Source organism: Paenibacillus sp. Marseille-Q9583, assembly GCF_976954365.1.
Map to the genome: position 1 here is coordinate 53,662 of NZ_CDRJTB010000011.1, position 25,478 is coordinate 79,139.

General features: G+C 45.5%; 28 protein-coding genes. 21 read left to right on the forward strand and 7 right to left on the reverse strand.

Annotation, left to right across the window (positions count from 1 at the left end; all coding sequences use genetic code 11):
* Positions 1–2 precede the first annotated feature (2 nt).
* Together ACWNM1_RS07760 and ACWNM1_RS07765 are read right to left on the reverse strand one after the other, a co-directional pair.
* Positions 3–1,013, reverse strand: a complete 1,011-nt coding sequence (locus ACWNM1_RS07760; protein ID WP_449600554.1) for a permease — start codon at positions 1,011–1,013, stop codon at positions 3–5.
* On the reverse strand, positions 989–2,017 hold the full coding sequence (locus tag ACWNM1_RS07765; RefSeq protein ID WP_449600555.1) for a CobW family GTP-binding protein: 1,029 nt from the start codon (positions 2,015–2,017) through the stop codon (positions 989–991). The genes ACWNM1_RS07760 and ACWNM1_RS07765 overlap by 25 nt, the downstream gene beginning before the upstream one ends.
* A gap of 199 nt (positions 2,018–2,216) precedes the next feature.
* On the opposite strand from ACWNM1_RS07765, the gene rpmG reads away from it, so the two are divergent.
* The 5 genes from rpmG to ACWNM1_RS07790 all read left to right on the forward strand — a co-directional run bounded on the left by rpmG (position 2,217) and on the right by ACWNM1_RS07790 (position 5,618).
* Complete coding sequence (rpmG, locus tag ACWNM1_RS07770) at positions 2,217–2,366, forward strand: 50S ribosomal protein L33 (protein ID WP_060624410.1); 150 nt, start codon at positions 2,217–2,219, stop codon at positions 2,364–2,366.
* 50 nt (positions 2,367–2,416) lie between these two features.
* On the forward strand, positions 2,417–3,628 hold the full coding sequence (locus tag ACWNM1_RS07775) for a GTP-binding protein (RefSeq protein ID WP_449600556.1): 1,212 nt from the start codon (positions 2,417–2,419) through the stop codon (positions 3,626–3,628).
* A 133-nt stretch (positions 3,629–3,761) separates the two neighbouring features.
* Positions 3,762–4,187 carry a DUF6157 family protein gene (locus ACWNM1_RS07780; protein WP_449600557.1) on the forward strand — a complete coding sequence of 142 codons (426 nt, stop codon included), beginning with the start codon at positions 3,762–3,764 and terminating at the stop codon, positions 4,185–4,187.
* A 15-nt stretch (positions 4,188–4,202) separates the two neighbouring features.
* On the forward strand, positions 4,203–4,952 hold the full coding sequence (locus ACWNM1_RS07785; RefSeq protein ID WP_449600558.1) for a GNAT family N-acetyltransferase: 750 nt from the start codon (positions 4,203–4,205) through the stop codon (positions 4,950–4,952).
* Between the two features lie 21 nt (positions 4,953–4,973).
* The gene (locus ACWNM1_RS07790) at positions 4,974–5,618 is read left to right on the forward strand and encodes a class I SAM-dependent methyltransferase (protein WP_449600559.1); all 645 of its coding nucleotides are present in this window, start codon (positions 4,974–4,976) and stop codon (positions 5,616–5,618) included.
* On the opposite strand, the gene ACWNM1_RS07795 is transcribed toward ACWNM1_RS07790, so the two are convergent.
* Together ACWNM1_RS07795 and ACWNM1_RS07800 are read right to left on the reverse strand one after the other, a co-directional pair.
* On the reverse strand, positions 5,600–6,403 hold the full coding sequence (locus tag ACWNM1_RS07795) for an MBL fold metallo-hydrolase (RefSeq protein WP_449600560.1): 804 nt from the start codon (positions 6,401–6,403) through the stop codon (positions 5,600–5,602). The genes ACWNM1_RS07790 and ACWNM1_RS07795 overlap by 19 nt on opposite strands.
* Before the next feature lie 147 nt (positions 6,404–6,550).
* Positions 6,551–7,135, reverse strand: coding sequence for a helix-turn-helix domain-containing protein (locus tag ACWNM1_RS07800; protein ID WP_042186785.1), 585 nt, complete (start codon positions 7,133–7,135; stop codon positions 6,551–6,553).
* Between the two features lie 164 nt (positions 7,136–7,299).
* On the opposite strand from ACWNM1_RS07800, the gene ACWNM1_RS07805 reads away from it, so the two are divergent.
* The 9 genes from ACWNM1_RS07805 to ACWNM1_RS07845 all read left to right on the forward strand — a co-directional run bounded on the left by ACWNM1_RS07805 (position 7,300) and on the right by ACWNM1_RS07845 (position 13,158).
* Positions 7,300–7,587 (forward strand): Dabb family protein, encoded by a 288-nt coding sequence (locus ACWNM1_RS07805; protein WP_042126253.1) that lies wholly within the window; start codon positions 7,300–7,302, stop codon positions 7,585–7,587.
* Between the two features lie 205 nt (positions 7,588–7,792).
* The gene (locus ACWNM1_RS07810) at positions 7,793–8,233 is read left to right on the forward strand and encodes a DUF86 domain-containing protein (RefSeq protein ID WP_042186787.1); all 441 of its coding nucleotides are present in this window, start codon (positions 7,793–7,795) and stop codon (positions 8,231–8,233) included.
* A gap of 59 nt (positions 8,234–8,292) precedes the next feature.
* Positions 8,293–8,958, forward strand: coding sequence for a helix-turn-helix transcriptional regulator (locus ACWNM1_RS07815; protein WP_449600561.1), 666 nt, complete (start codon positions 8,293–8,295; stop codon positions 8,956–8,958).
* A gap of 100 nt (positions 8,959–9,058) precedes the next feature.
* A complete protein-coding gene (locus ACWNM1_RS07820) occupies positions 9,059–9,511 on the forward strand; it encodes a YtxH domain-containing protein (protein WP_449600562.1) in 453 nt (150 codons plus the stop codon).
* Positions 9,512–9,765: 254 nt separating this feature from the next.
* Positions 9,766–10,572: a glutamate racemase gene (racE, locus tag ACWNM1_RS07825; protein WP_449600597.1), complete on the forward strand. Its 807-nt coding sequence runs from the start codon at positions 9,766–9,768 to the stop codon at positions 10,570–10,572.
* A 306-nt stretch (positions 10,573–10,878) separates the two neighbouring features.
* The gene (locus ACWNM1_RS07830; RefSeq protein WP_449600563.1) at positions 10,879–12,087 is read left to right on the forward strand and encodes a M14 family zinc carboxypeptidase; all 1,209 of its coding nucleotides are present in this window, start codon (positions 10,879–10,881) and stop codon (positions 12,085–12,087) included.
* A gap of 110 nt (positions 12,088–12,197) precedes the next feature.
* A complete protein-coding gene (locus tag ACWNM1_RS07835; protein WP_449600564.1) occupies positions 12,198–12,449 on the forward strand; it encodes a hypothetical protein in 252 nt (83 codons plus the stop codon).
* Positions 12,450–12,574: 125 nt separating this feature from the next.
* Positions 12,575–12,877, forward strand: a complete 303-nt coding sequence (locus ACWNM1_RS07840; protein ID WP_042126263.1) for a HesB/IscA family protein — start codon at positions 12,575–12,577, stop codon at positions 12,875–12,877.
* Between the two features lie 41 nt (positions 12,878–12,918).
* The gene (locus tag ACWNM1_RS07845) at positions 12,919–13,158 is read left to right on the forward strand and encodes a DUF1450 domain-containing protein (RefSeq protein ID WP_042126265.1); all 240 of its coding nucleotides are present in this window, start codon (positions 12,919–12,921) and stop codon (positions 13,156–13,158) included.
* Positions 13,159–13,244: 86 nt separating this feature from the next.
* Here ACWNM1_RS07845 and ACWNM1_RS07850 read toward each other — a convergent pair whose 3' ends face one another.
* Together ACWNM1_RS07850 and ACWNM1_RS07855 are read right to left on the reverse strand one after the other, a co-directional pair.
* Positions 13,245–15,215, reverse strand: a complete 1,971-nt coding sequence (locus tag ACWNM1_RS07850) for an LTA synthase family protein (RefSeq protein ID WP_449600598.1) — start codon at positions 15,213–15,215, stop codon at positions 13,245–13,247.
* 197 nt (positions 15,216–15,412) lie between these two features.
* The gene (locus ACWNM1_RS07855) at positions 15,413–16,552 is read right to left on the reverse strand and encodes a THUMP domain-containing class I SAM-dependent RNA methyltransferase (protein WP_076283187.1); all 1,140 of its coding nucleotides are present in this window, start codon (positions 16,550–16,552) and stop codon (positions 15,413–15,415) included.
* Positions 16,553–16,830: 278 nt separating this feature from the next.
* Between ACWNM1_RS07855 and ACWNM1_RS07860 the strand changes: the two genes are divergently transcribed.
* On the forward strand, positions 16,831–17,460 hold the full coding sequence (locus ACWNM1_RS07860) for an O-methyltransferase (protein ID WP_449600565.1): 630 nt from the start codon (positions 16,831–16,833) through the stop codon (positions 17,458–17,460).
* Positions 17,461–17,467: 7 nt separating this feature from the next.
* Here the strand turns inward: ACWNM1_RS07860 and ACWNM1_RS07865 are convergent, their stop codons facing one another.
* Entirely contained in the window at positions 17,468–18,688 is a 1,221-nt protein-coding gene (locus tag ACWNM1_RS07865; protein WP_449600566.1) for an MFS transporter, read from the reverse strand.
* A 278-nt stretch (positions 18,689–18,966) separates the two neighbouring features.
* Between ACWNM1_RS07865 and hemE the strand changes: the two genes are divergently transcribed.
* The 6 genes from hemE (at position 18,967) to ACWNM1_RS07895 (ending at position 25,456) form a co-directional block, all read left to right on the forward strand.
* The gene (gene hemE, locus ACWNM1_RS07870; RefSeq protein ID WP_449600567.1) at positions 18,967–20,028 is read left to right on the forward strand and encodes a uroporphyrinogen decarboxylase; all 1,062 of its coding nucleotides are present in this window, start codon (positions 18,967–18,969) and stop codon (positions 20,026–20,028) included.
* Positions 20,029–20,063: 35 nt separating this feature from the next.
* Positions 20,064–21,020: a ferrochelatase gene (gene hemH, locus ACWNM1_RS07875; protein ID WP_139328657.1), complete on the forward strand. Its 957-nt coding sequence runs from the start codon at positions 20,064–20,066 to the stop codon at positions 21,018–21,020.
* Entirely contained in the window at positions 21,017–22,438 is a 1,422-nt protein-coding gene (gene hemG / locus ACWNM1_RS07880; RefSeq protein WP_449600568.1) for a protoporphyrinogen oxidase, read from the forward strand. The genes hemH and hemG overlap by 4 nt, the downstream gene beginning before the upstream one ends.
* Before the next feature lie 210 nt (positions 22,439–22,648).
* Positions 22,649–24,043: a CapA family protein gene (locus tag ACWNM1_RS07885; protein ID WP_449600569.1), complete on the forward strand. Its 1,395-nt coding sequence runs from the start codon at positions 22,649–22,651 to the stop codon at positions 24,041–24,043.
* A 21-nt stretch (positions 24,044–24,064) separates the two neighbouring features.
* Complete coding sequence (locus ACWNM1_RS07890) at positions 24,065–24,796, forward strand: glycerophosphodiester phosphodiesterase (protein ID WP_449600599.1); 732 nt, start codon at positions 24,065–24,067, stop codon at positions 24,794–24,796.
* A 36-nt stretch (positions 24,797–24,832) separates the two neighbouring features.
* The gene (locus tag ACWNM1_RS07895) at positions 24,833–25,456 is read left to right on the forward strand and encodes a fumarylacetoacetate hydrolase family protein (RefSeq protein WP_449600570.1); all 624 of its coding nucleotides are present in this window, start codon (positions 24,833–24,835) and stop codon (positions 25,454–25,456) included.
* Positions 25,457–25,478 lie beyond the last annotated feature (22 nt).

Consider the following 25,478-nt stretch of genomic DNA (forward strand, 5'->3'; position numbering starts at 1 on the left):
GATTACAGCCATAACGACAGGAGTACGGCTCCAATAAACACGCTCGAAAAGATAAGAAAGAACAAATATAGCGCAAATTTGGTCTTAAACAACGAGAGTAACATCAATGAATTTTTGAAATCCAGCATCGGCCCAAATACCATAAAAGCAAGCAGTGCTCCTGCCGGAAAAGAATGTACAAAGGTGGAAGCAACAAAGGCATCTGAGGTGGAACAGAGTGAAAGCACAAATGCCAGTCCCATCATGAAAAAATAAGACCCGAGCGGCTTATCTCCGATCGCAGCCAGACTGTCCTGTACCATAAACGTCTGAATGCCAGCGGTCAATAGGCAGCCGATGATTAAATATTTTCCCATCTCAAAAAACTCATCCGAGGTATGCACGAAGATGGCGGCTAACTTTCCTCCGCGAGAATTATTATGATGAGTGTTATCGGTTTCACGCTGAACGCTTAGGCGTATCGGGGACTTTTTCACTGTTGCATAGATAATCAAACCTATAAAACAGGCGACAGCAAAGGCTAGACCCATCCGGGCATAGGCCAGTTCCGAGTGGTTGCGAAATGCAGTCAGTGTTGCTCCATAGACGACTGGATTTAGGATGGGTCCGGATAAAATAAACACGATCGCCACATAGACAGGCATCCCCTTATGGATTAGTCGGCGGACGAGAGGGATCATTCCACATTCGCATACAGGAAAAATAATTCCGAGCAGGCAAGCGAATAAAATGGCCGGAAGCGCCTGCCGTGGAATCCAGCGGGAGATCATTTCATCTGGGATAAAGACGCGAAGCAGCGAGGATAATAAAGCTCCTGCTAACACAAACGGCAAGGCTTCCAGCAAAATCCCGATAAAGCCGGTTTTGAACGTGTCAATGTACGCGTTGTCTAGTAGCTCTAGTTGATTTGGCACCCATATAAAACCAACGATAATCAGGAATGAGACCGGTAGAAGCAGCGGCAGTATTTTTAATGGAGATAGGGTAGTCAAGGTGCGAATAAGGCTTTCCACCGATCTGCCAGCAGTTCCTCATCTAAATTCATCCCTATGAATACTACATAAGGCATTCCGGGGTAACGTGATGCCTCCCAGCTCGTACGCATTCCCGCATATTGGACGAGTTGAACCGGTTCCTGTTCGGACAAAAGGATATGCCCTTTGGCACGGAGCAGGTTGTCACCCCATTCTTGAAAGAAAGCCTCTATCTGCTCTTTGGAAGGCATTACAGTCCCTGCTTGCGGGATGGTTAACGTGATGGCGGTCACTTGGGAAAAAGAAGCATGGGGCTCCTCTTGCCGTTCTTTTACAGCTGTAGCTCCCTGTTCTGAATTCATTTGCTTAAGTGTTGCGCCTTTAAAGGTTTGAGGTGCTCGTTGTGGCGCAGAAGCGATGATTTTACGTGGGATGATTCCTGATAATATCGGAGAAAGGTTGATCTCGCTGTAATGGGTATATACGATTTCAGCCTCTGAATTTTGCTTTCGGACTCCCTTTTCAATTCGCCATAAGGTTTCGGGTTCCACAAGATCGCTCTTATTAACGACAATGAGATCGGCGGTGGACAACTGCTTGCGAAGAGTTCGAACCAGTTGTTTGTCAGAGGAGAGTCTGCTGTTATATTCCAAGGCGTTTTCTGCATCCAATAAGGTAATCGTAAAATGCAATTCGACCTTTTCCTGTAGAGCGGTTTCTTGAAGTGTTTTGGCGATTTCTTCTGGGTTCGCGACGCCAGTAAGCTCGATATAAATAGCATCGGGGCGCGCTCTCAGCAGTACCAGCAGGCTATCTGCCAGATCCTCTTTACGGCTACAGCATACGCATCCATCCAGCAGCTTAGTAACGGTTGTACCCGTATGCTCTTGCAGAATATACCCGTCTACATCTCTCTTACCCATCTCATTCATGACTACGCCAGGATTCAGACCTCTTACCTTGCTCTCCTTCAGCAGGGACAACAGCAGAGTTGTCTTCCCGCTCCCCAGAAACCCGCTCAAAATAATTACTGGTATCTTCATGATCTCCACTCCTGCCTGATTCTCTTGGAATTACAAGAATCATATTTTTATATTTCCATCTATACGTGATTTGTCCGCAAGAAAGACCACAAAATTAAGAGAGTTGGAATTTTTACAAGATCATAGTTGACAGATTGTGAATAAAACGTGTACGATATGTTAATCGTAATTATTACGATTTAAAAAAGGAGATGAAACGATGAGAGTGATCATTACTTTGGCATGTACGGAGACTGGAGATCGCAACTATACCACTACCAAGAATAAACGAAATCATCCGGGTCGTATGGAAATGAAGAAATATTGTCCACGTCTTAAAAAAGTTACATTACATCGCGAAACCCGGTAAGAACCGTAGTATTAAAATTTTGAGCTTTAACAAATATAGGAGTGTGGTTTATGAAAAAGATTCCCGTTACCGTACTAAGTGGATACTTAGGATCCGGAAAAACAACGCTGTTGAATCATGTTTTGCACAATCGTGACGGGCTCAAAGTAGCCGTTATTGTAAATGACATGAGTGAAGTGAATGTAGACGCCAATCTGGTGAAGTCTGGTAATGTACTTTCCAGAACGGAAGAGAAATTAGTTGAAATGTCTAATGGTTGTATCTGCTGCACACTCCGTGATGATTTGATTGTTGAAGTGCAAAAGCTGGCTGTAGAAGGGCGGTTTGATTACATCCTGATCGAATCATCTGGCATTAGCGAGCCTGTTCCGGTGGCACAGACTTTTACTTATGCGAACCCAGAACTGGATATTGATTTGACTTCACTCGCTCAATTGGACACGATGGTGACCGTTGTGGATGCTGGCCGATTCTGGCATGACTTCTCTTCTGGTGATAGTCTGATCGATCGTAATCAAACGGCTGACGAAGACGATTATCGCGATATTGTGGATTTGCTCATTGATCAGATCGAAACTTGTGATGTGTTATTGCTTAATAAGTGTGATCTGCTAGAAGAAGAAGAGCTTAACAAGCTTGAAGCTGTGCTCCGCAAACTTCAGCCGACAGCCAAGCTGATCCGTATGGTTAACGGAGTGGTAGATCCGAAGGAGATTCTTAGTACTGGATTGTTTGATTTTGAAAAAACAAGCTTGTCCTCCGGTTGGATTACGGAGCTTAATAAGGAGACACATACGCCTGAGACGGAGGAATACGGAATATCTTCTTTTGTCTATCGCCGGAGAACACCCTTTCATCCGCAAAGGTTAAGTTTTTTCTTTAGTCATTGGCCTGAGGAAGTTGTCAGAGCGAAAGGGATTGTATGGGTTGCCGCAGAGGGTGATCTTGCAGCGAGTATCAGCCAGGCTGGACCCTCGATTCAGTTCGGACCTGCCGGCTACTGGCTAGCTACAATGCCTGAGGATCAGCAGCAGGAGGTATTGGAAAGCGAACCTGAAATGAAAGCCAAGTGGGACGAGCGGTGGGGCGATCGAATGAATGAAATCGTGTTTATCGGTGTTAGTATGGACTCAGCACAAATCGAAGCGAGATTGGATCAATGTTTGTTGACGAAAGATGAGTTGAAGCAGGATTGGACAACGTTTAATAATCCGCTTCCGTGGCCTGCTGAAGAACTCCTTGCGGCAGCGGCTGAGGAATAGAGAATCTGTATGAAATAGCAGGTAAAAATCCGGAATCCAGGAGGTTGAGGTTCCGGATTTTTGCTGTGCAATTATAGTGACTATGAATTATCATAGAAGGAATATATTTCAATTAAAAATAGAGGTGATGCCCATGAGTTATACAAACACTTTCATACGTGTAGCAGAGGATTGTTCTGAGGAAACGGGAATCCCGCCGATGTCTTGCCGTACACTCCCGCCTGCGCATGTGATTCAATATGAGCTGCTTATTAATGAGCCTTACAAATACAATCATGAAGAGCTTCTGTTTGAGGTTCATGTACGCCATAAACAAATTCCGCTAGAAGATCGTGTGAACCGTAGGGAAGAAATATGGAAGGAGCTATTCTCTAGAAACCATCCATGCCTGCGGGCCTCTCTACTTCCGAAGCGATTCGGCTGGGGTGTCCATTACAACAATGAGGGCAAAATAGCCATTTATGGCAAGGAGTCTCCCGAATACGACTATTTTACTTCGCGTGCGGATGAAGCAGTGATACTGCTGCCAGCGATGCGTAATAAGCGGGAACGTGGCTAATAAGGAGGAGATAACTTGTATAAATCGATCGAAGAAATCACACTTAATACTTGGCCAGCGGAGCAGAGTGTTCTCCTGAATGGCTGGGTTCTGCGCACAGCAGCTGGTTATACGAAAAGGGCTAATTCGGTCAATCCGTTATATGGTGCTGAAAGCTATCATGCCGATCTTACAGACCAAATTAAGCTTGCAGAGCAGTACTATAAGGATGCTGGACTAAAGCCAGTATTTAAAATAACGCCGTATATCCAGCCTGCGAACCTGGATGAGGCGCTAGCAGAGCGTGGTTACACAGTTGTCGAGCCATCATCTGTTAGGCTATTAGAACTGGAGGGATTAGCTGCTCCTGATCTTCGATATGAGATACAAGTTCAGGAGAGCTTGACTGAAGAGTGGTTAAATGCATTTACAAAGCTCTCTGCGCTCTCAAAAGACAATCGGAGCACCTTAACTAGAATGTTATCCGCTTCTCTTTTGCAGCAGGGTTATATTCTTTTGTTTAATGACGGTGTTCCTACCGCTTGTGGTCTGGGCATTATTCAGAACGGATACATAGGTCTCTTTGATATTATCACTGCTACCGATCAGCGTAGACAAGGTATGGCGGAACAATTGCTCCTTGCATTGCTACACTGGGGAAAGACGCAGGGAGCAACAACCGCTTTTTTGCAGGTTGTACAAGCGAATGCTGGTGCTTCGGCTTTGTATGACAAGCTCGGATTTAAGGAGATATATCAATATTGGTATAGAGTGGTGGGCAATTAAAGCGAAGTGAGGCGATGACGAATGTCCGATTACTGGAACCGGCGGTTCGCTCAGGAAGGAATGGTCTGGGGAACTGATCCAAGCCTTACGGCTTTGGAGGCAAAGGGGCTCTTTCGTAAGCATAATGTGAAGTCTGTACTGGTGCCAGGAGCAGGTTATGGACGGAATACGAAGGTATTCTCCAGTGAATTTGAGACTATTGGTATTGAATTAAGCGGAGCCGCACTTACGATTGCGGCCGAGTGGGACTCCGCATGCTTTTTTATTTCCGGTTCCGTGTTAGACTGCAGTCTCGAGACAAAGGTTGATGCTATCTACTGCTATGACTTGTTACATCTATTTCTTATTGAGGATCGTCGTAGGTTGCTAACAAATTGTCTGGAACAGCTCCATCCCGGAGGTCTGCTTTATTTTACTTCTTTTTCAGATGAGGATCCGAATTACGGCTGTGGAGCATGTTTGGAACCTGCGACCTATGAATATAAAGCAGGAAAGTATGCTCATTTTTTTAGTGAAGCTGATTTAAAACAGCATTTTGAGCACACGGAAATTATAAAGACTGGTACCCATATGGAGATACTTAGAGATCCTCAGGGATCTGCCCATCAATACGTCCTAAGGTCTATATTAGCAAGAAAATCAAACGATCAAACGAACTTCCCTTGACCTGGTAGCGCCATTTCTTTGAAGTTTTTGCATAAATGAGCAAGCTGAGTAGACAACTTTTCACCTTCCATAGGTACCCCGTGTCCAGAGAGAACGATATGTGGATCTAGCAGTGCGAGAGTGCGGACCGACTTTTCCGCATCTTCCCAGTCCGTCGTGAAATAAGAGGGTGGGCCGTGCACAACCTGATGCTGTGTAGCCACTGCGAATACGGACTCTTGTTTGACTGTAAGAAAGGTGTCACCAGCAATCAGAACCTTATCCTCTGGTCTGAATAGAGAAATATGACCGGGACTATGACCGGGAGTATGGATCCATTTCCAGCCTTTTGCACCAGGGACGGTTCTGTCTTCCGGCAACGCATGTATGGCTGATCCAAGGTCGATACCATGATGTGAAAATAATGAGGACACCATACTCATCAGCCCGCCGCCTACGGCCGGATCCGCTGGAGGATAATCCGCTTTACCTGTTAGATAAGGAAGTTCTAGTGGATGAGCATACACGGGTACATTCCATTCCTCAATAAGCTTTTTTACGCCCCCGATATGGTCAAAATGCCCATGAGTCAGGATAATTGCCACCGGAGGCTTCTCATACTTCTCCTTAGCAAAATCTATAATTCTGTTTGTGTAAGAGCTAAGTCCCGTATCTACAATGATCCAGTCCGAATTGGGCTGGCCGATGAATGCGCAATTTACGAACATGGTTCGTAGTCCGATGACACCGGGGGCCACGTCCCAAGTATCGGTGTAGCCTTCAGATAGTATTCCGTCAAGTCTCATCTTACGCCTCCTATTCCGTTCTTTAGTACTGAACAATGTACCTAAACAGTAGTATGACCCTTTTTTAAGAAAAAAATATGGCAAAAAACCCTTCTCCTAATTAAGGAAAAAGGGCTGGCCTTGAACTTATTAAGCAATAGGATCACATTAGAGCGTTCCGCAGTCTGCAAATAGAATATGGCGTGGAATTCGGAAGAAGGCTTCGGCTTTTTCCTGCAGAGCAGGGGTAGGCAGATGGCTGCTGTGCAACCATTTTCGAAACGTCCCGGGATGAACACCTATCCAAATACTTACATCGGTTACGGAAAAATCGTAAACCATACAGAGGCCGGTTAGAATCACATTGCTGCGAGGCGAACTGGTAATACTTCTTTTCATAAATCGTGAAGGAGTTGGTTGACATACAATTGGACTCTGACGAATCAGTGCTTCATTGAACAAAATGTGGGGCGGGTACCCGAGTAGGCGGCAGGTCTTGTCAATGTTATTGTTGGAAGGGATACGACCTTCGTACACCCAGGCGCTTACGCTGCGAGAGGATATACCAAGATCTTCTGCAAGTCGTGAAAGTTTGATATCCTTAGCCATCAATACAGCAAGTAACACACGGTTTCTAATCTGGCTGCGCTTTGGACGGCGGAATCTTTTTACACGAACGCCTTGTCCAAGATATTTGCGATTGATCAGAGACCACGCCTGGATATTATGAGTTTCTTGTTGGTTACTAGGCATAATTCCTCCGATTTTTTAAAAATATACTACAACACTTTCCTGTACATCGGCAATGGTTAATGCTGCTATTTCTGTAATCACCTTTTAAGTTTCTTTCAGAACACGTAAGCTTATGATATATTTTTAATATCTAATTACAATATTACAACAGGGAGCGAGTTAGAATGATCAAGCATATTGTGTTTTTTAAATTGAAGGACCGGTCCGAAGAAAGCGTTGCGGCAACGGTAGCCGTACTGCGAAATATGGAAGGTAAAATCCCGCAGCTCCTTTCGATTGAAGTGGGTGCTGATATCATTCATTCTGATCGATCCTTTGATATTGCTCTAGTTACGGTGGTAGCTTCTCTAGATGATTTACAGGCTTATCAGGTTCATCCGGCGCACAAGGAAGTTATAGCTCATATTAATGAAGTTAAAGAACTTTCAATTGCTGTGGATTACGTAATTTAAGCACTGATTAACAAGCATCATCATTTTATACCGGAAGCGGTGACAGGAATGCGTGAGCTCGAGTATCCGATGGAAGCGTTAACTTATTTGGTCGTTTTTCTTGCGGCATGTTTCATTATGTTCTTTTGGCTGAAACGCCGCGGCAAACGCGGTAAGTAGGGATAATGCAGATTTCTCTAACTATTTTTGACATGGGGGTATTGCTGTGTATTATGTCAACCGCAAACAAATCGAAACCATTCTTGCTCAAATCCCAGATATAACCACGGGTCTTCGGACTGTAACAGCTTCATGGGATGGCAATACTTTAACCGGACTAATACAAGAACGCTGCCTTCATCTGGCGATAGAAGTGGTTACGGACGTTGGTAGTTGTCTGATTGACGGTTTTATTATGCGTGATGCCGGAAGTTATGAGGATATCATTTCAATTATACATGAAGAAAAAGTGCTAGGTAAAAGTGAGATCTACGAGCGATTGATAGAGCTTGTCGCACTTCGTAAGCCGCTCGTGCAGGATTATTTTGCCTGGGAAAGAGAAGCACTACACCCGCTCACACCAATCCTTTCAGAGGTGCTAGAGAAGTTTGCTGTTGAAGTAGGGAATTATTTGGATCAGGAACTTGGGTCCGGTGTAACGCTATAATAGCATAAGATAGAATCATATAAAATAGGCGGTAGCCGTGAAAGAGAGGGGGTTCCTTTATGATGAAGATGGGGCAGGAAAATGGATCGACAAGGCACTTGATTATGACGCTCCTGAAGACGAAAGGACCACTGACCATCGGCGCGCTGGCAGAAGAATTGGGAATTACAGAGATGGGTGTCCGCCGTCATGTGCTTCAGCTGGAGCAGGAGGGACTTGCTAAGACAAAAGTGGTTCGGCAAGCGATGGGGCGGCCTTTACATATGTATTCTTTAACGGAGAAGTCCGAAGAGTATTTTCCAAAAAGCTATCACAATCTGGCTTTGGAGCTTCTGCGTGAATTGGATTATGGCAGTGGATTGGAAGCTGTTAATACATTATTTGAGGGACGCCGTCGCCGGATGCTCACCCAGTATGCACCGATGATGGAACGCCGGAATTTGGAAGAGCGAGTAGCTGAGTTATCGTCGATCCAAAACGCCGGTGGATATATGGCAGAGTGGAACCGTGAAGAGGATGGTTCGTATGTCATAAAAGAATACAACTGCCCGATTCGCCAGGTGGCTACTCAGTATCGTAAAGCTTGTCAATGCGAGCATAGCCTATTTGAGGAATTGCTGGATGCTAAGGTTACACGAAGTGAATGTATGGCAGAAGGCGGACAATGCTGCCGATACGCAATTACACCCAAAAATGTAACAGACAAAACTTCTGAAAAGTTGTAATAATTAGTCACAAGACAAACTCCTGCTGCTTATGATATAGCAGATATAGGCATTAGCCCGGTAGAGCGGGGAGCAATGAATTTAAAGGAGAGATGAAACGATGAAAAAAGACACAAAAGGTTTGTTATGGGGAGCTTTAGTCGGAAGTGTGGTTGGATCAGTGACAGCACTTCTGTTCGCGCCTAAGCCAGGTAAAGAGCTGCGCAAGGATATTGCGGAAGGAACAGCTGCTGGCATTGAAAAGGTACAGGGAATTGCTGTGCAGGCTGGAGACAAGAGCGTTGAGCTGTATGACAAAGCTAAGGATTCTTTAGGTCATGTAGTCCATGAGGTTCGCGAATGGAGCAAATCATGTTCGAATGCTGTAGAAGAAGACACTGCTATTGTAGCAGTAAGTGGAATTGCTACGGAAGAAACGATTCAAGAGGCAGCGGCCACTTTGGAAGAGGTAACAGAGTTAGAGGTATTGCCTGTAAATGAAGAAGTAAGTAGTGAAGAAGCTAGTCTTGAAGAAGCTCAGCTTGATGACAAGGACAATAACGAAATCGCATAATGAAACAGTGGATGGAGTGTTTGGTTTTACGGTCAAAAAGTACTTATTCTCTTTTAATAGAGCCGCTTTTTCGCATTGGGCGGAAGGTGGCTTTTTTATTTCATTCTTATAGACCTGCTAAATGATGGAAAAAGTATTGGCTTGAACTAAGAGTCCAAAAGGAGTAATATCTGCAATTGGGGCTGAAAGTCAGGTACATTTTGTTTTCGGCTTACATAAGCTACACAAAACAAGTAGAAGGAAGCGGTGTGTTCGTGCAGCAAGCTATTGCAATATTAGACTCAGGTGTGGGAGGGCTAACAGTTGTCAAAGAAGTGATGAGGCAACTCCCGCGGGAGAAAATCATTTATTTCGGAGATACGGCCCGAGCTCCGTACGGACCCCGTTCGACCGAGGAAGTAACACTGTTTACAGAACAAATTGTAGATTATTTGATCCAGTTTAATCCTAAAATGATTGTTATCGCTTGTAATACCGCAACAGCTGCGGCACTCGATTATATCTCAGCCAAGGTCTCTATCCCTGTCATTGGGGTGATTCATCCCGGAGCCCGTGCTGCAATTAGCGCGACCAAGAGCGGACATGTCGGCGTGATCGGTACAATAGGAACCATCGGCAGCGGGGCTTATACTAACGCACTAAAGCAGCTGTCTCCTTTTGTTGAGGTTGTAAGTCAAGCCTGCCCAGCGCTTGTCCCACTCGTTGAGCAAGGCATGTTCCGCTCAGAGAAAAGTTATGAAATTGTAGAGCAGGCATTGGAAGGCATTAAAGATAATAACATCGATACTTTAATTTTAGGATGCACTCATTACCCATTTCTTGTTGAGCCTATTGGAGAGACTATGGGACCGGGAGTCAAACTGATCAGTTCCGCAGATGAGACAGCTCGTGAGATCAGCACGATTTTATACAATAAAGGCAAGCTGTCCATCGGGGATGAAAGTCCAATTCATCAGTTCTTCTGCAGTGGTGATGCTGAAATGTTTCAGCGTATTGCCCGAGACTGGCTTGGAGAACAAATTAAACGCACTCCAGTAGTATGGCAAGTATCCACGTTATAAGCAGAGCAATGTTGAATTGAATAGGGACAAACTCTATGGAGTGTAAGATAAAATAGGCTGGGAAGCATAATTCCCAGCCTATTTTCTTGAAATATAATAATTATTTAGCTGCGCAACTATTAAAATTCCTTCTATTTCTACGAGAAACAGTTGCCATCTATTGAGGGTGACAACGTTGTTTCTTCTTGTGATTCATTTCTCCTTCATGTAGGGTAGTGGCTCTTGCATACAATAGAGTTAAGTGCTGTTTGCTGCTATTTTTGTATCCACCGTATCAGCAATTAAAGGCCGAGAGGATGAGACCTAATGCGACAATATATTGCAAGCAGGGGAGATACCGTAAGCCGAATTGCCGCCCTGCATGGATTAACCCCTGAGCATGTCATTCAAGGCAATCCATGGGTTGGGAGACAGTCTTATTTATATCCGGGTCAGGTTTTATTTCTGCCGTCTTCGCCACGTAAAAGGTATGCGGTGCAGGAAGGGGACGATCTTGAACGCATAACCTCATTATTCAATGTGAGTGTAGATGATTTGGAGAAGCTTAATCCAGGTGTGTCCTCAGGGCGCTTCTGTACACCGGGAAAAGTGCTCGTCATTCCGCCCCCGATTCCAGAGCGAGTGGTATTTTTACGTGGAGAGTACGGTCCGGTTGATGTTGAGAACGACATCAGCAGCCTGATCGCACAATATCCTTTTATACAAGCACTTCCAATTGGCTACAGTGTGCTCGGCAAGCCAATTCATGTGCTTAAAATAGGCAATGGAACCCGCCATTTGCATGTTAATGCGGCTCTACATGCTAATGAATGGCTGACCTCGCCTTGCCTGATGTCGTTCATAGAAGAGTATGCAGCAGCTTATGCTAAAGGTCTGGCATGGAATGGTCATCGTCCAGAGGAATGGTACAATAATTGGACCCTATGGGCTGTACCCATGGCTAACCCTGACGGCGTGGAGTTAGTGCAGGAAGGCGTTTTACCAGGCCACCCTTATTATGAGGACCTTATGAAATGGAACGGGGGACGGCGGAGTTTTCGCCATTGGAAGGCCAATATACGCGGTGTGGATCTCGGGGATCAGTTCCCTGCTCATTGGGAAGAGGAACGGGAACGTCGTGGTGTAATCCTGCCCTCTCCGCGTGATTACAGTGGTCCTGAGGCGCTAAGTGAACCTGAGGCAGCCGCTCTAGCGGTACTTGCTGAGAACGCGCCCGGAGAAGCTGCAGTGTCTTTGCATAGCCAAGGAGGAGAGATCTACTGGAATTACCGGGGATATGAGCCTCCCGAAAGCCGCGAATTAGCAACACGGCTGGCCGCTGCGAGCAGCTATCGTGCAGTCGAATTAACCGGCAGCGATGCCGGGTATAAGGATTGGTTCATCCAGACCTTTCGCAAACCAGGATTTACAGTAGAACTGGGGATCGGCAAAAATCCGTTGCCACTGGCAGACTTTGAGGATATGGCGCTAGAAACGGGTCTAATTTTGGGAACGATACTATCCAATGTGAAATAATTATGAAACAATTACAGTAAACTTGCGTAACATAAACCATAGGGTATGGCCGCTGTCGTCACTACACGTTATCCGCGGCTGTATCCTTTTTACTTGGGAGGAGGGCCACTATGAAACTGAAAAAACTGCTGTCACTGAAACAATGGTCTACTATCTTCAGTAGTTCCTGGCGATATGTGATCTCCCCTAAAGTCGCAGTAGGGGACAAGCTTTTATTCACAATCCCAGTGCTGCTCTATTGGGTGTTGCCGGATTTTATGCCTTTTTTACCGATCGATGATATTGGTGTGACGATGCTTCTTATGGGCTGGTTCGTGTCACGGATGGGACGAAAATACCCGGCACTTCAGGCCGGAAAATGAGGCAGTGAAGTGAGATCTACCTCGGATTGTGTATCTAATTTGTTAATATAGTTGCTTTTAGATATCATTTACCTTTAAAATAGGTAATTGAGTATTTAATTTAAGTACTAGGAGATGGATGATAGATGAAGGTCAAAATTACCCGCAATGCGGCTAAAGTGATAAAGAAACAAATGGAACTTGAAGGAAACAGCGAGTTGAAGCTTCGCGTAGCGATTACGCATGCTCACGGTGATCATGCACACTACGGACTGGATTTGGACACGCCTAATGAGAATGATGTTGTAGTCTCGACAGATAAAGAAATCGATGTTATTCTTGATCCGAATCAACCGCTCCTTGATGGTGTGGTCGTTGATTATTTATATCTTCCTGAAGAAGGTTTTGTTATTACTAATCCGTCTAAAGGTAATCACGGCGATCACTAAACGTTTCGCCTTAAATTTGGGACATAAAGAAGGGTTGCTCCATGGCTAACGATATACAAGTGTGCGATGAATGTAATTTTATGAAATTGAAGAGTATCATACCCAAACTGCAAAAGATGGCGCCTGATGCAGAGATCAAGGTCGGCTGTAAGTCGTACTGTGGTCCATGTGGCAAACGGGCCTTTGTATATGTTAATGGTCGTTATGTGAGTGCTCCAACAGAGGAAGAAGTGTTGAAGAAGGTAGAAGCTTTTATCAAGCAACCGGCCGTTCAGAAATAATGCAGAGGTCTTATCCATCAACTTTAAAAGCCCTAAACCCGTGTTGTTGACGGAGTTTAGGGCTTTTTGTTTTATAAATGAAATTTTTATGGTGCAGATTCTGCTTTTCGGAGCATCTTGATGCCATCGTATTTCATGATATCGTCTGAGATTTGCAGTCTTTTATTACTTGTCTCGAATCCGGTGCTGCACCCCGCAACGTCAATGGCTTCGCGGCTGTCGAGGCTATAACAGGTGCCGCTGTTGAATTGTCCATTTTCACTTGGAAGATAGGACCGCTTCGCATCGGCAAAGGCCCCGGTTCGCAGTGTCACAAGTCGCTCTTTGCCACTGAACAGATTATTGCCCATGAGATAATAAGGATCTTGTGAGATCCCAAGCAGATGGAGTAAGGAAGGTGTGAGATCCAATTGACCAGCCGGATTAGAATCAATCACCGAGGTGTTATTACCCGGCAGATGAATGAGTAATGGAACTTGATGCATGATTTGATGCATGTCGAGCTTATTTAAGCTTTTACCAAGAAATTGTTCGTAATAAGAGGTTTCTTGGATCGAGTTATCATGATCACCATAAAAGGCAAGGATCGTGTTATCCCACAACCCACGCTGCTTCATATCACTCACCAATTCACCTAGAGCTTCATCTGTATAATGAACAGCCTGCAAATAATCTCCGAAGATGGTACCTTTAAAATCCCCGGTATCAAGCCCATGCTTAGCCGCAGGGAGAGAATATGGGTGATGACTAGATAGTGTAGTCAAAAAAGAGTAAAAGGGCTCCTGGATCGATTCTACAGAATCCATAATATTTAGGGACTGCCGCAGGAATGATTTATCTCCCAATGACCAGCCTAGGGGCTCGTCGATCTTAAAGTCTTTTTTGCTATAAAAATGGTCGTACCCCATCGCCTTATACATAATCTGCCGATTCCAGAAGCTTCCTTCATACGCATGGAAGGCATTAGTGCTATAGCCCTTGGACTTCAAAATGGCAGGTAACGTGTCAAATTGATGATCCGGGTAACGGACAAATACTGAGCCGGAGACCAGCGGATACAGTGAACCATTCGAGGCGAAATCCGCATCGGAGGTTCGTCCTTGTGAGGTCTGATGATAGTAATTACTGAAGTAGGTATTCTCTTTGATTAGAGCGTTCAAATTAGGTGTGACCTCTTGTCCATTAATCGAACGTCCCACTACAAAATTCATAAAAGCTTCGGCCTGAATAACAACGATATTGCTTCCGCTGTATTTTCCAAAGCTGTTTTTAAGAGCACTTTGCTCAGCATTGTGTTTATTGAACCAGAGCTTCATGGAGTTGGCTTCCTTTTGTGAAAGCTCAGGCTGCGGGCCTAAATGATCTTTGGCATACAAGTAAATATCATAACCGTGAAATCCAATGAGTCCAGTAACGTTATACATCGCCAAGCTCCACCAGTTACCAGTGAATAAACCCTTGGCCCACGTAGTGGCATAAGAGTGGATAGGGCCAAAGGTCAGAATGCAGCCTAGTACCAATGCAACAACCCCGTTAACGCTCCGTCTTAGTCCTCTCATTAAGCGTGAAGAGGGACGAAAATGACTTGTGCGAGCATAATAGGAAGGCTGTCCATTATTATAGGTAGACGTGTTCCTACGGAATAACACTACGCAAATGGTGTAAACCAGAAATATCAGCCAATCCGCGAACAAGTAGAGATCAGAGGGACGGAGTAGTGCAAAGATACTTCCGCCAAGTGCATCCATCTGTCCGGCTTGAAAAAGAACGGGAACGGTGATGAAATCCTGAAAGTAGCGATAGTAGACAATATCAGAATAAATAAGTAATGTCAGGAGCACGTTTATGATTATCAGGGCTATGGTTTGTCCACGTCGGGGGAGCCATAACACCCAAAATGATAACAGCATAACTGAACCGAGAGCAATGAGCTTGTCGAGACGGTTCATATCAATATTAGGAGCATGCAGGCCGCTGTGAAGAAACATTAGCTTAGCGAGCATAAGGACAAGAAAAAGGATGTAACCAATATAACGGGAGCGGACAACAGTGATCATTCTATCCGCTGCGCTGCTCCTACTAAATGGATCTCGTGACACGTTAAAGCCTCCTAGCGCAGAAGTTGAGTATGTAAGAAGAAACGGACACCGTCCTCAATCGAGGTAGATGTCCGTTCTTATATTTCTCGCATAAACGCTTACCGTCCTTATAAGGACGCCGAAGGCGTTCATGCTTGGCGTAATAGTCTTCCGAATTATTTCGGATTTCTAGGTGGAAGTGGACCCAAGTATTGATAATATTGACACTCAATACGTCCGTTATACAGCTTGCGACGCTTGTCCGCTTTACGGCCGTAATATTGTTCGAATTCCTTATAAGGACTAATCGCGAAGAATGACCAAGTCGGTAGATACAGCATCATCTCACCAAACTGGCGAGTCAGCTTCTCCACCTCTTTATCATTACTGATCCGTTCACCATATGGCGGGTTGGTAATGATACAGCCGTATTCGCCTTGGGGTCTTGCTTTGGCCGCAGCCATCACGGTGAAGGTTATTTCTCCGGACAGGCCGGCGCTTTTAGCAGCGGCTTCAGCAATTTCTATAGCAGCAGGATCGATATCCGTGCCGGTTAGCTGCAACGGATAATCATCTCGTACGGCATCGAAAGCTTCTTCGCGAGCTTCTTCCCACAGATACTTAGGGATGACTGGCCAATGTTCTGAAGGGAAGGAACGCCGTAGTCCCGGTGCGATATTCCAAGCGATCATCGCGGCTTCGATCAACAATGTTCCTGAACCACAACATGGATCATATAGCGGACGGTGACCATTCCAGCGGCTAAGCTGGATTAAAGCGGCTGCCATCGTTTCCTTCAGTGGCGCTTCTGTAGCCTGTCTGCGGTATCCGCGTTTGTGAAGAGCAGGTCCGGTGGTGTCTAGCGTAATAAGCGCGATATCATTTAACAGAATCACTTCGATCACATATCGAGGTCCGTTCTCTGGAAACCAGTCCGTATGATAGGAGAGCTTCAGCTTCTCGACGATAGCTTTTTTGACAATCCCTTGGGAAGCGGGTACACTCGTTAGTTGTGATTTATGGGATCGTCCTTCAACCGGAAATTCTCCATTCTCGGGAATCCAGTCTTCCCAAGGCAGCGCTTTAACACCCTCAAATAACTCATCGAAGGTTTTGGCGGGGAATTGACCCATTTTTACTAATACGCGGTCGGATGTACGCAGCCATAAATTACAGCGACAGATGTCGATATAATCACCACTGAACAATACACGACCGTTCTCGACCGTGGTCTCATAACCCAGTTCGTTTAATTCGCGCGCTACTACAGCTTCTAATCCCATAGGGGCAGTAGCGATTAATTGTAATTTGCTCAAATACGCTCAACTCCGTTTAACTTGTAGATAAATACAAAAAGCCAGTACAATAAGAAGAAACGACATTGTCGTCCTTTAAAGACGATAAGCGTTTCTCGCAAAAATATAAGACATATACAATAGCGTGAAGCTATGGTTTCTTATATTTTAAGTAAAGCATCCATACAAGTATAGGGGAATGCGGGACACTTCACAATGCCCGGCATTCCATAAACCATAAAATCTTCCCCGTCATCCCTTCATTCGAGAAAACGGGGGGGCATCAAAGGAGAATCTTTATGCTTACCCAAGAAGAATACAGTGAACAACTTTATACCGAGGACGAAATCCTGCTTCAGGTAAAAGAAGCTATCGTCCAAGCGGGTATGCCGGAGGTGTCTGTCGAGCCGGGGTACGGAAGACTGCTCACTATGCTTGTTAGACTGTCCCGCTCCACGCGTATTTTGGAGATTGGCGCACTTGGCGGCTACAGCGGAATTTGCTTATCTCGCGGCTTCACTGAAGGTGGCACGCTGACTTCGCTAGAGCTGAGGGCCGATTATGCCGAGCTTGCTCGCCGTAATTTAGAACTGGCCGGATTCGGTGATTCTACGGAATGTAGAATTGGTCCTGCAATGGACAGCCTGAAGGCACTTGAAGCAGAGGGCGCTAAGTTCGATTTCTTTTTCATAGATGCCGATAAGTTGAACTACACTAACTACTTGGAATATGCCATCAAGCTGGCTAACCCAGGAGCGATTATTGCTGGTGATAATATCTTTCTCCGCGGTCGGACGCTAAATACAGATCGAAATGGACCCGCCATTATGGCAGTACGGCATTTCAATGAAATGATCGCCACCGATGAACGTCTGATCAGCACTTGTCTGCCAGCCTATGATGGCTTGGCGCTGGCTATGGTGAAATAGCAGAAATTTAGCGAAATAGCCGTGGCGGAGTAGCCTTGTATAGCTTAAGCCGGACCCATATGGTGTTTAACAGCAACAAGCTTCCGGAGATGATAAACAGCCCCTCAATACCAATATAACCAGATAGAAAGCCGCCTATGATAGCTCCCAGCATGTTGCCCAGTGACAATGTGCTGCCGTTGAAGCCGAATGCGCGGCTTTCTTTCCCGTCAGGGGTATAAGACCGGATAAGCGCATTAACGCTGGGCAAAAGGCCGCCCATAAAAATCCCCATGAGAAAACGGACAATGATTAGCTGCCACACGCTAGTAACGAATGCTTGCGGAATCAGGAATAGCGAAGCCCCGATTAACGCGTAGGTCAGAATGCGGTGTGCGCCGACTTTATCACTCAGCTTGCCGAGCAAGGGGGAAGCCAGCATGTTGGAGATCCCTGTAACTGCGCTGACCATTCCGGCTAAAAAGGCTATATTCTCAGCAGGCCCATTTAACTTTTCAACATACAGTGGCAGCAAGGCCATGGGGCTGATCATTGCAAATTGCAGCAAAAAGGTTACCCCAAACAGCGCCGGGAGCTGAGGGATCTTGATCAATTCCTTCAAGCCCTCCATTACTGACACCTGTGGCTCTTGTGCCGCTTCTGCACGATCGAATTTCTCTTTAACGAGAAACAGTGCCAGCAGAGAGGCGATGAAGAGCAAGGCGCCAACGACATAAAAGATCGGACGAAATCCGATTAAATCAGCAAGAAAACCACCAATAAGTGGTCCAAGAATGGTACCTGCAACAGAACCCGACTGCATCAGCCCCATCGAAAATCCCATACGTGCTTTCGGAGTAGTACCCGAAACGAGTGCGATGGAAGCGGGATTGAAACCGGAGATTGTACCGTTAAGCAGTCGCAGTAAGAGCAGCTGCATAGGGGATTGTGCGAAGCCCATCAACACCATAACGATAGCCATGCCAAAGCTGGAGCGCAGGAGCATGATTTTACGTCCATATTTGTCAGCAAGTTTTCCCCATAGTGGCTGGAAAATGAAAGAAGTTAAAAAGTTTGCGGCAAAAATAAGGCCCGCCCAAATTCCAATTTCATGCTCACCCTGAACTCCAAGATCCTTAGCAAGATACAAGGTCAGGAACGGTGTGATCATCGTCATTCCGGCATTTACCAAGAATTGTCCGAACCAAAGCACTAAGAGGTTGACCTTCCATGTCTCCCATTTCTTCAAAGTGCTTTCACTTCCTTTCAAAGAATTTCAGAAAATACATGATTCACAGAAAAATAGACATTTTATCAGTATATCATTTTTTAAGCTTCAAAAGTGCAATACATGTCATAGTAATGTCATAGGATTGTCATTCCACAATCTTCGTTTTGCTTGTTACAACCTTTTAAAAAGGGCATAATAGTAAGTATGCCGATCAAGCATAAACGTCATCGGCGTCTTTAATAGGACGGTAAGCGTTTATTTTAAAAAATCTTATAAAATATAATGGAGATCTTATCATGACCTACAACGACACTTTTATCCGCGCCTGCAGAAAGCAGGATACGGAGCACGTTCCCGTATGGTACATGCGGCAGGCCGGCCGTTATGATCCCGAGTACCGTAAAATCAAGGAAAAGTACTCACTGCTTGAAATCTGCAAACAGCCTGAGTTGGCGGCTGAAGTAACCTTGATGCCTGTGCGCAAGCTAGGTGTGGACGCGGCCATTTTGTATTCAGACATTATGAATCCGGTCGCTTCTATCGGTGTGAAATTTGATATTGTCAAAGATATTGGCCCTGTGATCGAGAATCCGATTCGCTCTGCAGCAGATGTCGAGAGACTGAAGCCCATTGATGTTGAAGGTGATCTCGGACATATTTTGGAGACGATTGCAATTCTGGATAAGGAGCTGGACGTGCCCTTGATTACTTTCGCAGGCGCACCGTTTACAATTGCCAGCTATCTGATCGAAGGCAGACCTTCCAAAGGATATATTCGGACTAAAGAGCTAATGTACAGTGAACCCCGTGTCTGGGAAATGCTGATGGACAAGCTCGGTGATATGATTATCGCTTACCTACGCAGTCACGTGCGTAGTGGCGGAAAAGCGTTTCAATTGTTCGACAGCTGGGTCGGTGCCCTTGCGCCACGCGATTTTGAAAAGTATGTGTTACCGACGGTTTCTCGTATTTTTTCCGAATTATCCGATCTTGATGTACCGAAAATATACTTTCCTGGCGTAAGCTCTGGTGAATTGCTACCGAGTCTTACGAAGCTTCAAGCAGATGTAATCGGGGTGGACTGGCGTGTGAGCTTGTCCGAAGGCCGACGCAGAACAGGTGGGAACTTTGCGATTCAAGGCAACCTGGATCCGTATTTACTTACAGCGCCGATGGACGTCTTGAAAGAGCACGCGAAAGCGTTAATTGATGAAGGGGTACAAGAGCCGGGATATATCTTCAATCTGGGTCATGGCTTATTCCCGGAGGCTTCCTTAGAGAAGCTTAGAGAATTAACGGAATATATTCACGAATATTCACAGGAAGTATTGAAAGAATCAGCCAAACTGCGTTCTTAAAAATAGCCTATTAAATCTATAAGGGGATGGAATCCGTGACAGCAAAAATAGGTGTTCTGGTCATGTCGTATGGCACTCCTAAAAGCTTAGAAGACGTTGAAGCATATTACACTCATATTCGGCGAGGGAATCCGCCGACAGCGGAACAGCTTAAAGAATTAACAGACCGCTATGAAGCGATCGTCGGGGGAGTATTCCCGCTGCGGGAGAACACAGACCGTCAAGTAGCGGCATTACAGGCAGCGCTTAACGCGGATAAAGCTGGGGCGGATGTTGAATTTGTCTGCTATCAGGGTTTGAAGCATGCCTATCCGTTTATTGAGGACGGTGTCGAGGCTATGGCGAAGGACGGTATTACCCAAGCGGTTGGTGTTGTGCTTGCCCCTCACTATTCAAGCATGAGCGTGGGTGGCTACATCAAACGTGCTCAGGAAAAGGCTGATGCATGTAAAATCAACATGGGTTTTGTGGAGAGCTACCATATGCACCCAGTATTGATCGATGTTCTAAGCCGGAGAGTAACTGCGAAAATAGATCAATATATCGAAGCAGGCGCTACTCGCGATGAGATAAGGGTATTATTTAGCGCGCATAGTCTTCCAGAGCGTATTCTAGCTATGGGGGATCCTTATAAAGATCAACTATTGGAGACCTCAAAGGCTATTGCAGATCAAGCGGGGATAACCAATTGGCAGTTTACGTGGCAAAGTGCAGGACGGACTGCTGAACCATGGCTTGGACCAGATATTCTGGATACACTTCAGCAGCTTAGCAAGGAACAGGTGGAGTATGTTCTAGTGGCACCGATCGGGTTCGTATCTGATCATTTAGAAGTGCTGTATGACCTTGATATCGAGGCAACAGCCGTAGCTTCAGAGCTGGATATGCGTCTTATGCGGATTGAATCATTAAACAGCGATCCTGCGTACATGTCCGTATTGAGCGATGTTGTTCGTACAAGACTGAATCAAATGTCGGCCGGTCAGTCATGACTGGTCCCTCTAGGCGAATTATTATCATAGGCGGTGGGCTGAGTGGACTCAGCGCCGCCTTTTACATTCGTAAGTTTTACAAAGAAGCTGGCGTGAAACCTGATATTGTACTGCTAGAGAAAGACAAGACTCTTGGTGGGAAGATCGAAACATTGCACCGGGATGGATTTGTGATTGAGAAAGGTCCGGATTCTTTTTTAGCTAGCAAAACAGAGATGATTGAACTGGCTAAGGAATTAGAGCTAGATCACGAGCTGGTGAACACAAATCCAAAGGCAGAGAAGACCTATATACTACAGCGTGACAAGCTTCATCCTATGCCTTCCGGTCTTGTGCTTGGAATTCCTACTGAACTAAAGTCATTTCTATCAAGTGCTCTGGTTTCATTCGGTGGCAAAATACGCGCGCTGATGGACTTGGTCCTTCCTCCTAAGCGGAGCAATGACGATGAATCCCTCGGACAGCTGATTGAGCGACGTTTAGGTACTGAAGTGATGGAGAATTTGACCGAACCGCTATTAGCCGGTATGTATGCTGGGGATTTACGCAAAGTCAGCCTACAGGCTACCTTTCCGCAATTTGGAGAAGTAGAGCAGCAGTATGGTGGTCTTATTCGTGGAATCATTAAAGAACGGAATTCCTCCAAGACAAATACGAGCATAAAGAACAGCACTTTTCTGACATTTCGAAAAGGACTACAAAGTCTCGTGCATGGCTTGATTTATGAACTGCATGATGTAGAACAGCGAACTGAAGCTGCGGTGGTTTCTATACATGCTACAGGAACTAAAGCTTCTCGTTATGAGCTAGAATTGGAAAGTGGCGAACGGCTGCTTGCGGATGAAATATATATCACCACACCAAATTCTTTTGCTGCCGAACTTTTGCGTCCACATGTGGATGTTTCAGCACTCGATGCGGTAAATTATGTATCGGTTGCGAACTTAGTCATGGCCTTCAACAAGAAGGATATCGAAATTGATGATACTGGAACAGGTTTTCTTGTGCCACGTAAGGAAGGGCGTAATATTACTGCCTGTACATGGACGTCTACCAAGTGGCCGCATACGAGTCCAGATGATAAAGTGCTTATGCGCTGTCATGTAGGCCGTTCCGGAGATGAGCAGAATGTTCAGCTTCCAGATGAGGCTCTTACGGAACTAGTGAGTAAGGATTTACGAGAGATCATGGGCATTACAACGAAACCTATATTCACGGAAATTACTCGTTCGGAACATTCGATGCCACAGTATCCTGTTGGACATCTTGACAATCTTTCTAATTTCCATAGGGAGCTTGAGACCACACTTCCTGGGATATATGTCTTTGGAGCTGGATATGATGGGGTGGCAATGCCCGATTGTGTTAAGCAGGCTAAGCTTACAGCACAAAAAGCTGCAAAGCGTATATCGAATTAATTGTTCATTTACGGGAGATCTAGAATTATATAATGAACGGTGAAGCGAAGATTTTTTTGCTTCACCGTTTTTGTTTAAATATAAGAACATACACCGTCCTTAAAAGGACGCCGAGAGCGTTTATACTTGGCGGACTCTCGTATTTGGAGGGACAGGTGCTAGGTATGCTATAATAGAACCAATTTGAGAGTAGAGGAGATCATAGAAACAATGTATCCGCCGCGATCGCGTTCTAGACAGAAGAACAAACATAAGAGCAAACGTAAGCGCAGAACGGCCTGGATGTGGGTCAATGCAGGTCTACTTCTGATGATTATTGTGGCGCTCAGCTATAGTTTTATGGATGACAGATTCAAGGGAAGTTCTGAGCCACCTCCAGTGGTGCAAATGACAGCTTCGCCTACGCCTACGCCGGATAGTACTGCGCAGGAGACAGCACCTATAGTGACTACAACGCCTGAAGCCACGGAGTCTCCCATCCCTTCTCCAACGGTAACCCCGGAAGCTACACCTACACCAGAGCCAAAGAGAGAAGAAAATGTTGAAACACAGGCGCCTATACCAACTGAGACCCCTTCGCCAGATGAAGGTAGCTCCCAAGTCGCAGATGATGGTTCTGTGTCTGGACTTCCATCAGATGACCAGGCTTCTGGCAATACAGTGACCTTGAATTTTGGTGGAGATGTTATTTTTTCGGGGAAAGCCGGGGAATTGCTCGAAAAGAAAGGTTACGACTATTCTTATGCCGCGCTCGATGGAATGTTCAAGAAGGATGATCTTACGGTTGTGAATCTGGAGACTCCTGTGACCACGGGTGGGGTTGGCGCCGCTAATAAGCAATACGTATTCAAAGGCTCGCCCAAAGCACTAGATGCTCTTAAAGCAGCCGGAGTGGATGCAGTAAATATGGCGAATAATCATACGCTGGATCAAGGGGAGGAAGGCCTGCGAGACACGCTGAGTCATCTCTCGGAAAGAGGCATTCCTTATGTTGGTGCTGGACTCAATAGTAAAGAAGCATTCTCGGCGCAATATTTTGAGCGTAAAGGGATTAAGATCGCCTTGCTGGGGTTCACACGGGTGATTCCTGCATCAGATTGGATGGCGGGGAAAAATAAACCCGGGCTTGCTTCAGTATATGATAGTAGAGAAGGACTTAAAGCGATTGCTGCAGCTAAACAAAAAGCTGATTTGGTTGTCGTAGTTGTCCATTGGGGCAAAGAACGGGTAGAGCAGTTCGATAATATTCAGCAGACTCTTGGACGTAGCTTTGTCGATGCGGGAGCTGATCTTGTCATTGGTGGTCACCCACATGTATTGCAAGGTGTGGAGCCTTACAAAGGTAAGTGGATCGCCTATAGCACTGGTAATTTTATTTTTACGAGATCAACGGTACCTGCCACTTGGGAAACTGCTGTATTTCAGGCAGAATGTAGTAAAAAAGGTCAATGTTCATTACAGTTGAAGCCTATGACTGCTGAGCTAGCCCAGCCTGTGCCCATGAATCAGGTGAACGGACAGCTTTTGCTGAAAAAAATAGAGTCTTTATCTGCTGGTCGAGTTAAGATCAACAGTAACGGCAAAGTGACTCAAGTAACAAAATAGGGTTCCTGGGAGGTCCTTATGATGAACAATTTATGTGTTGCCCATCGGGGATTTTCCGGTAAAGCTCCGGAAAATACATTAGCAGCGATCCGGATGGCCATTGCCATGCCTTTTGTACACTGGATGGAATTGGATGTCCAGCTCTCCAAGGACGGTATTCCTGTTGTCATTCATGACTTTACACTGGACCGTACAACCAATGGTCATGGTAAGGTGAAGAATATGGATTGGGAACATATCCGGCGTCTAGATGCGGGTAGCTGGAAAGGGCGTTCTTTTCGGGGAGAGCGGGTGCCTTCCTTGGAAGAAGTGCTCTCTTTAGCCTCCGGTAGACTTCGTCTCAATATTGAACTGAAAACAGTGGGCAATATGTATCCTGGCATCGAACAGAAAGTGACGGATCTTATTTCCTCTAAAGGCATGCGGGACGACGTGATTTTGACCTCTTTTGACACAGATGTGTTGAAAAAAATCAAAGAAATAGACCCCCGCTTTCGTACAGGCTTAATTTTTGATTCAAGGTTTGGTAATCCTGCTCGAAGGCTGCATGAACTGGAGTGTTCTCTTTTGTCGATTAGCTTCTCGCGTTTAAATCCTAGATTGGCTAAGGTTTTGACGGAGCAAGGTGTGAAGATTATGGCTTGGACCGTGAACAAAGGGAAAGAGATGCGTCGCTTAGCAGATATGCATTCTGATATAATGATTTGTACAAACCGTCCGGATATCTGGGGCGATACATTTCTAAAAGTATAAATAATCCAATTCGATGGGAAAGAGAGCTGATTGTCTGTGTGCGCTGCTGTTAATAATTTGTATTGTGTTGGACGGAACTACAAGCTACATGCGGAGGAATTAGGAAATAATGTCCCCGTAGAGCCACTCATTTTTTTGAAGCCCTCACATGCGGCGGTTTCCCTCGATAAAGCAGTCATTCAGCTTCCAAAGGATTCAGGTCAGGTTCATTATGAAGGAGAACTTGTGCTAAGGATCGCGCGTGATTATGTACCGGGTATGAGCGTGAAGGATCTGGTGGATGTTATGGCTCTGGGACTGGATTTCACACTGCGTGATGTGCATAATGATCTGCAGAAGAAAGGTCTACCCTGGACTCCGGCTAAAGGCTTTAAGAACGCTGCTCCACTCACACCTTACATTGCGTTTCCTGACAAGGAAGAGCTGGAGGGAACAGATTTCACGGTTTTGAAAAATGGTATCGAAGTTCAGCGAGGTAATGTCAAAAACATGATCTTTTCACTCCAAAAAATTGTCGATTTTATTGCTGCGCGTTACGGGCTGGGTAAAGACGATGTAATATTTACAGGAACACCAGCAGGCGTAGGCCCTACCGTATCAGGAGATTCCTTTGAATTGTACTGGGGTGACAAGCTGATGGGGACTTGCCTGATCGGCTAAAAACATCTGTTGGAGATGAATC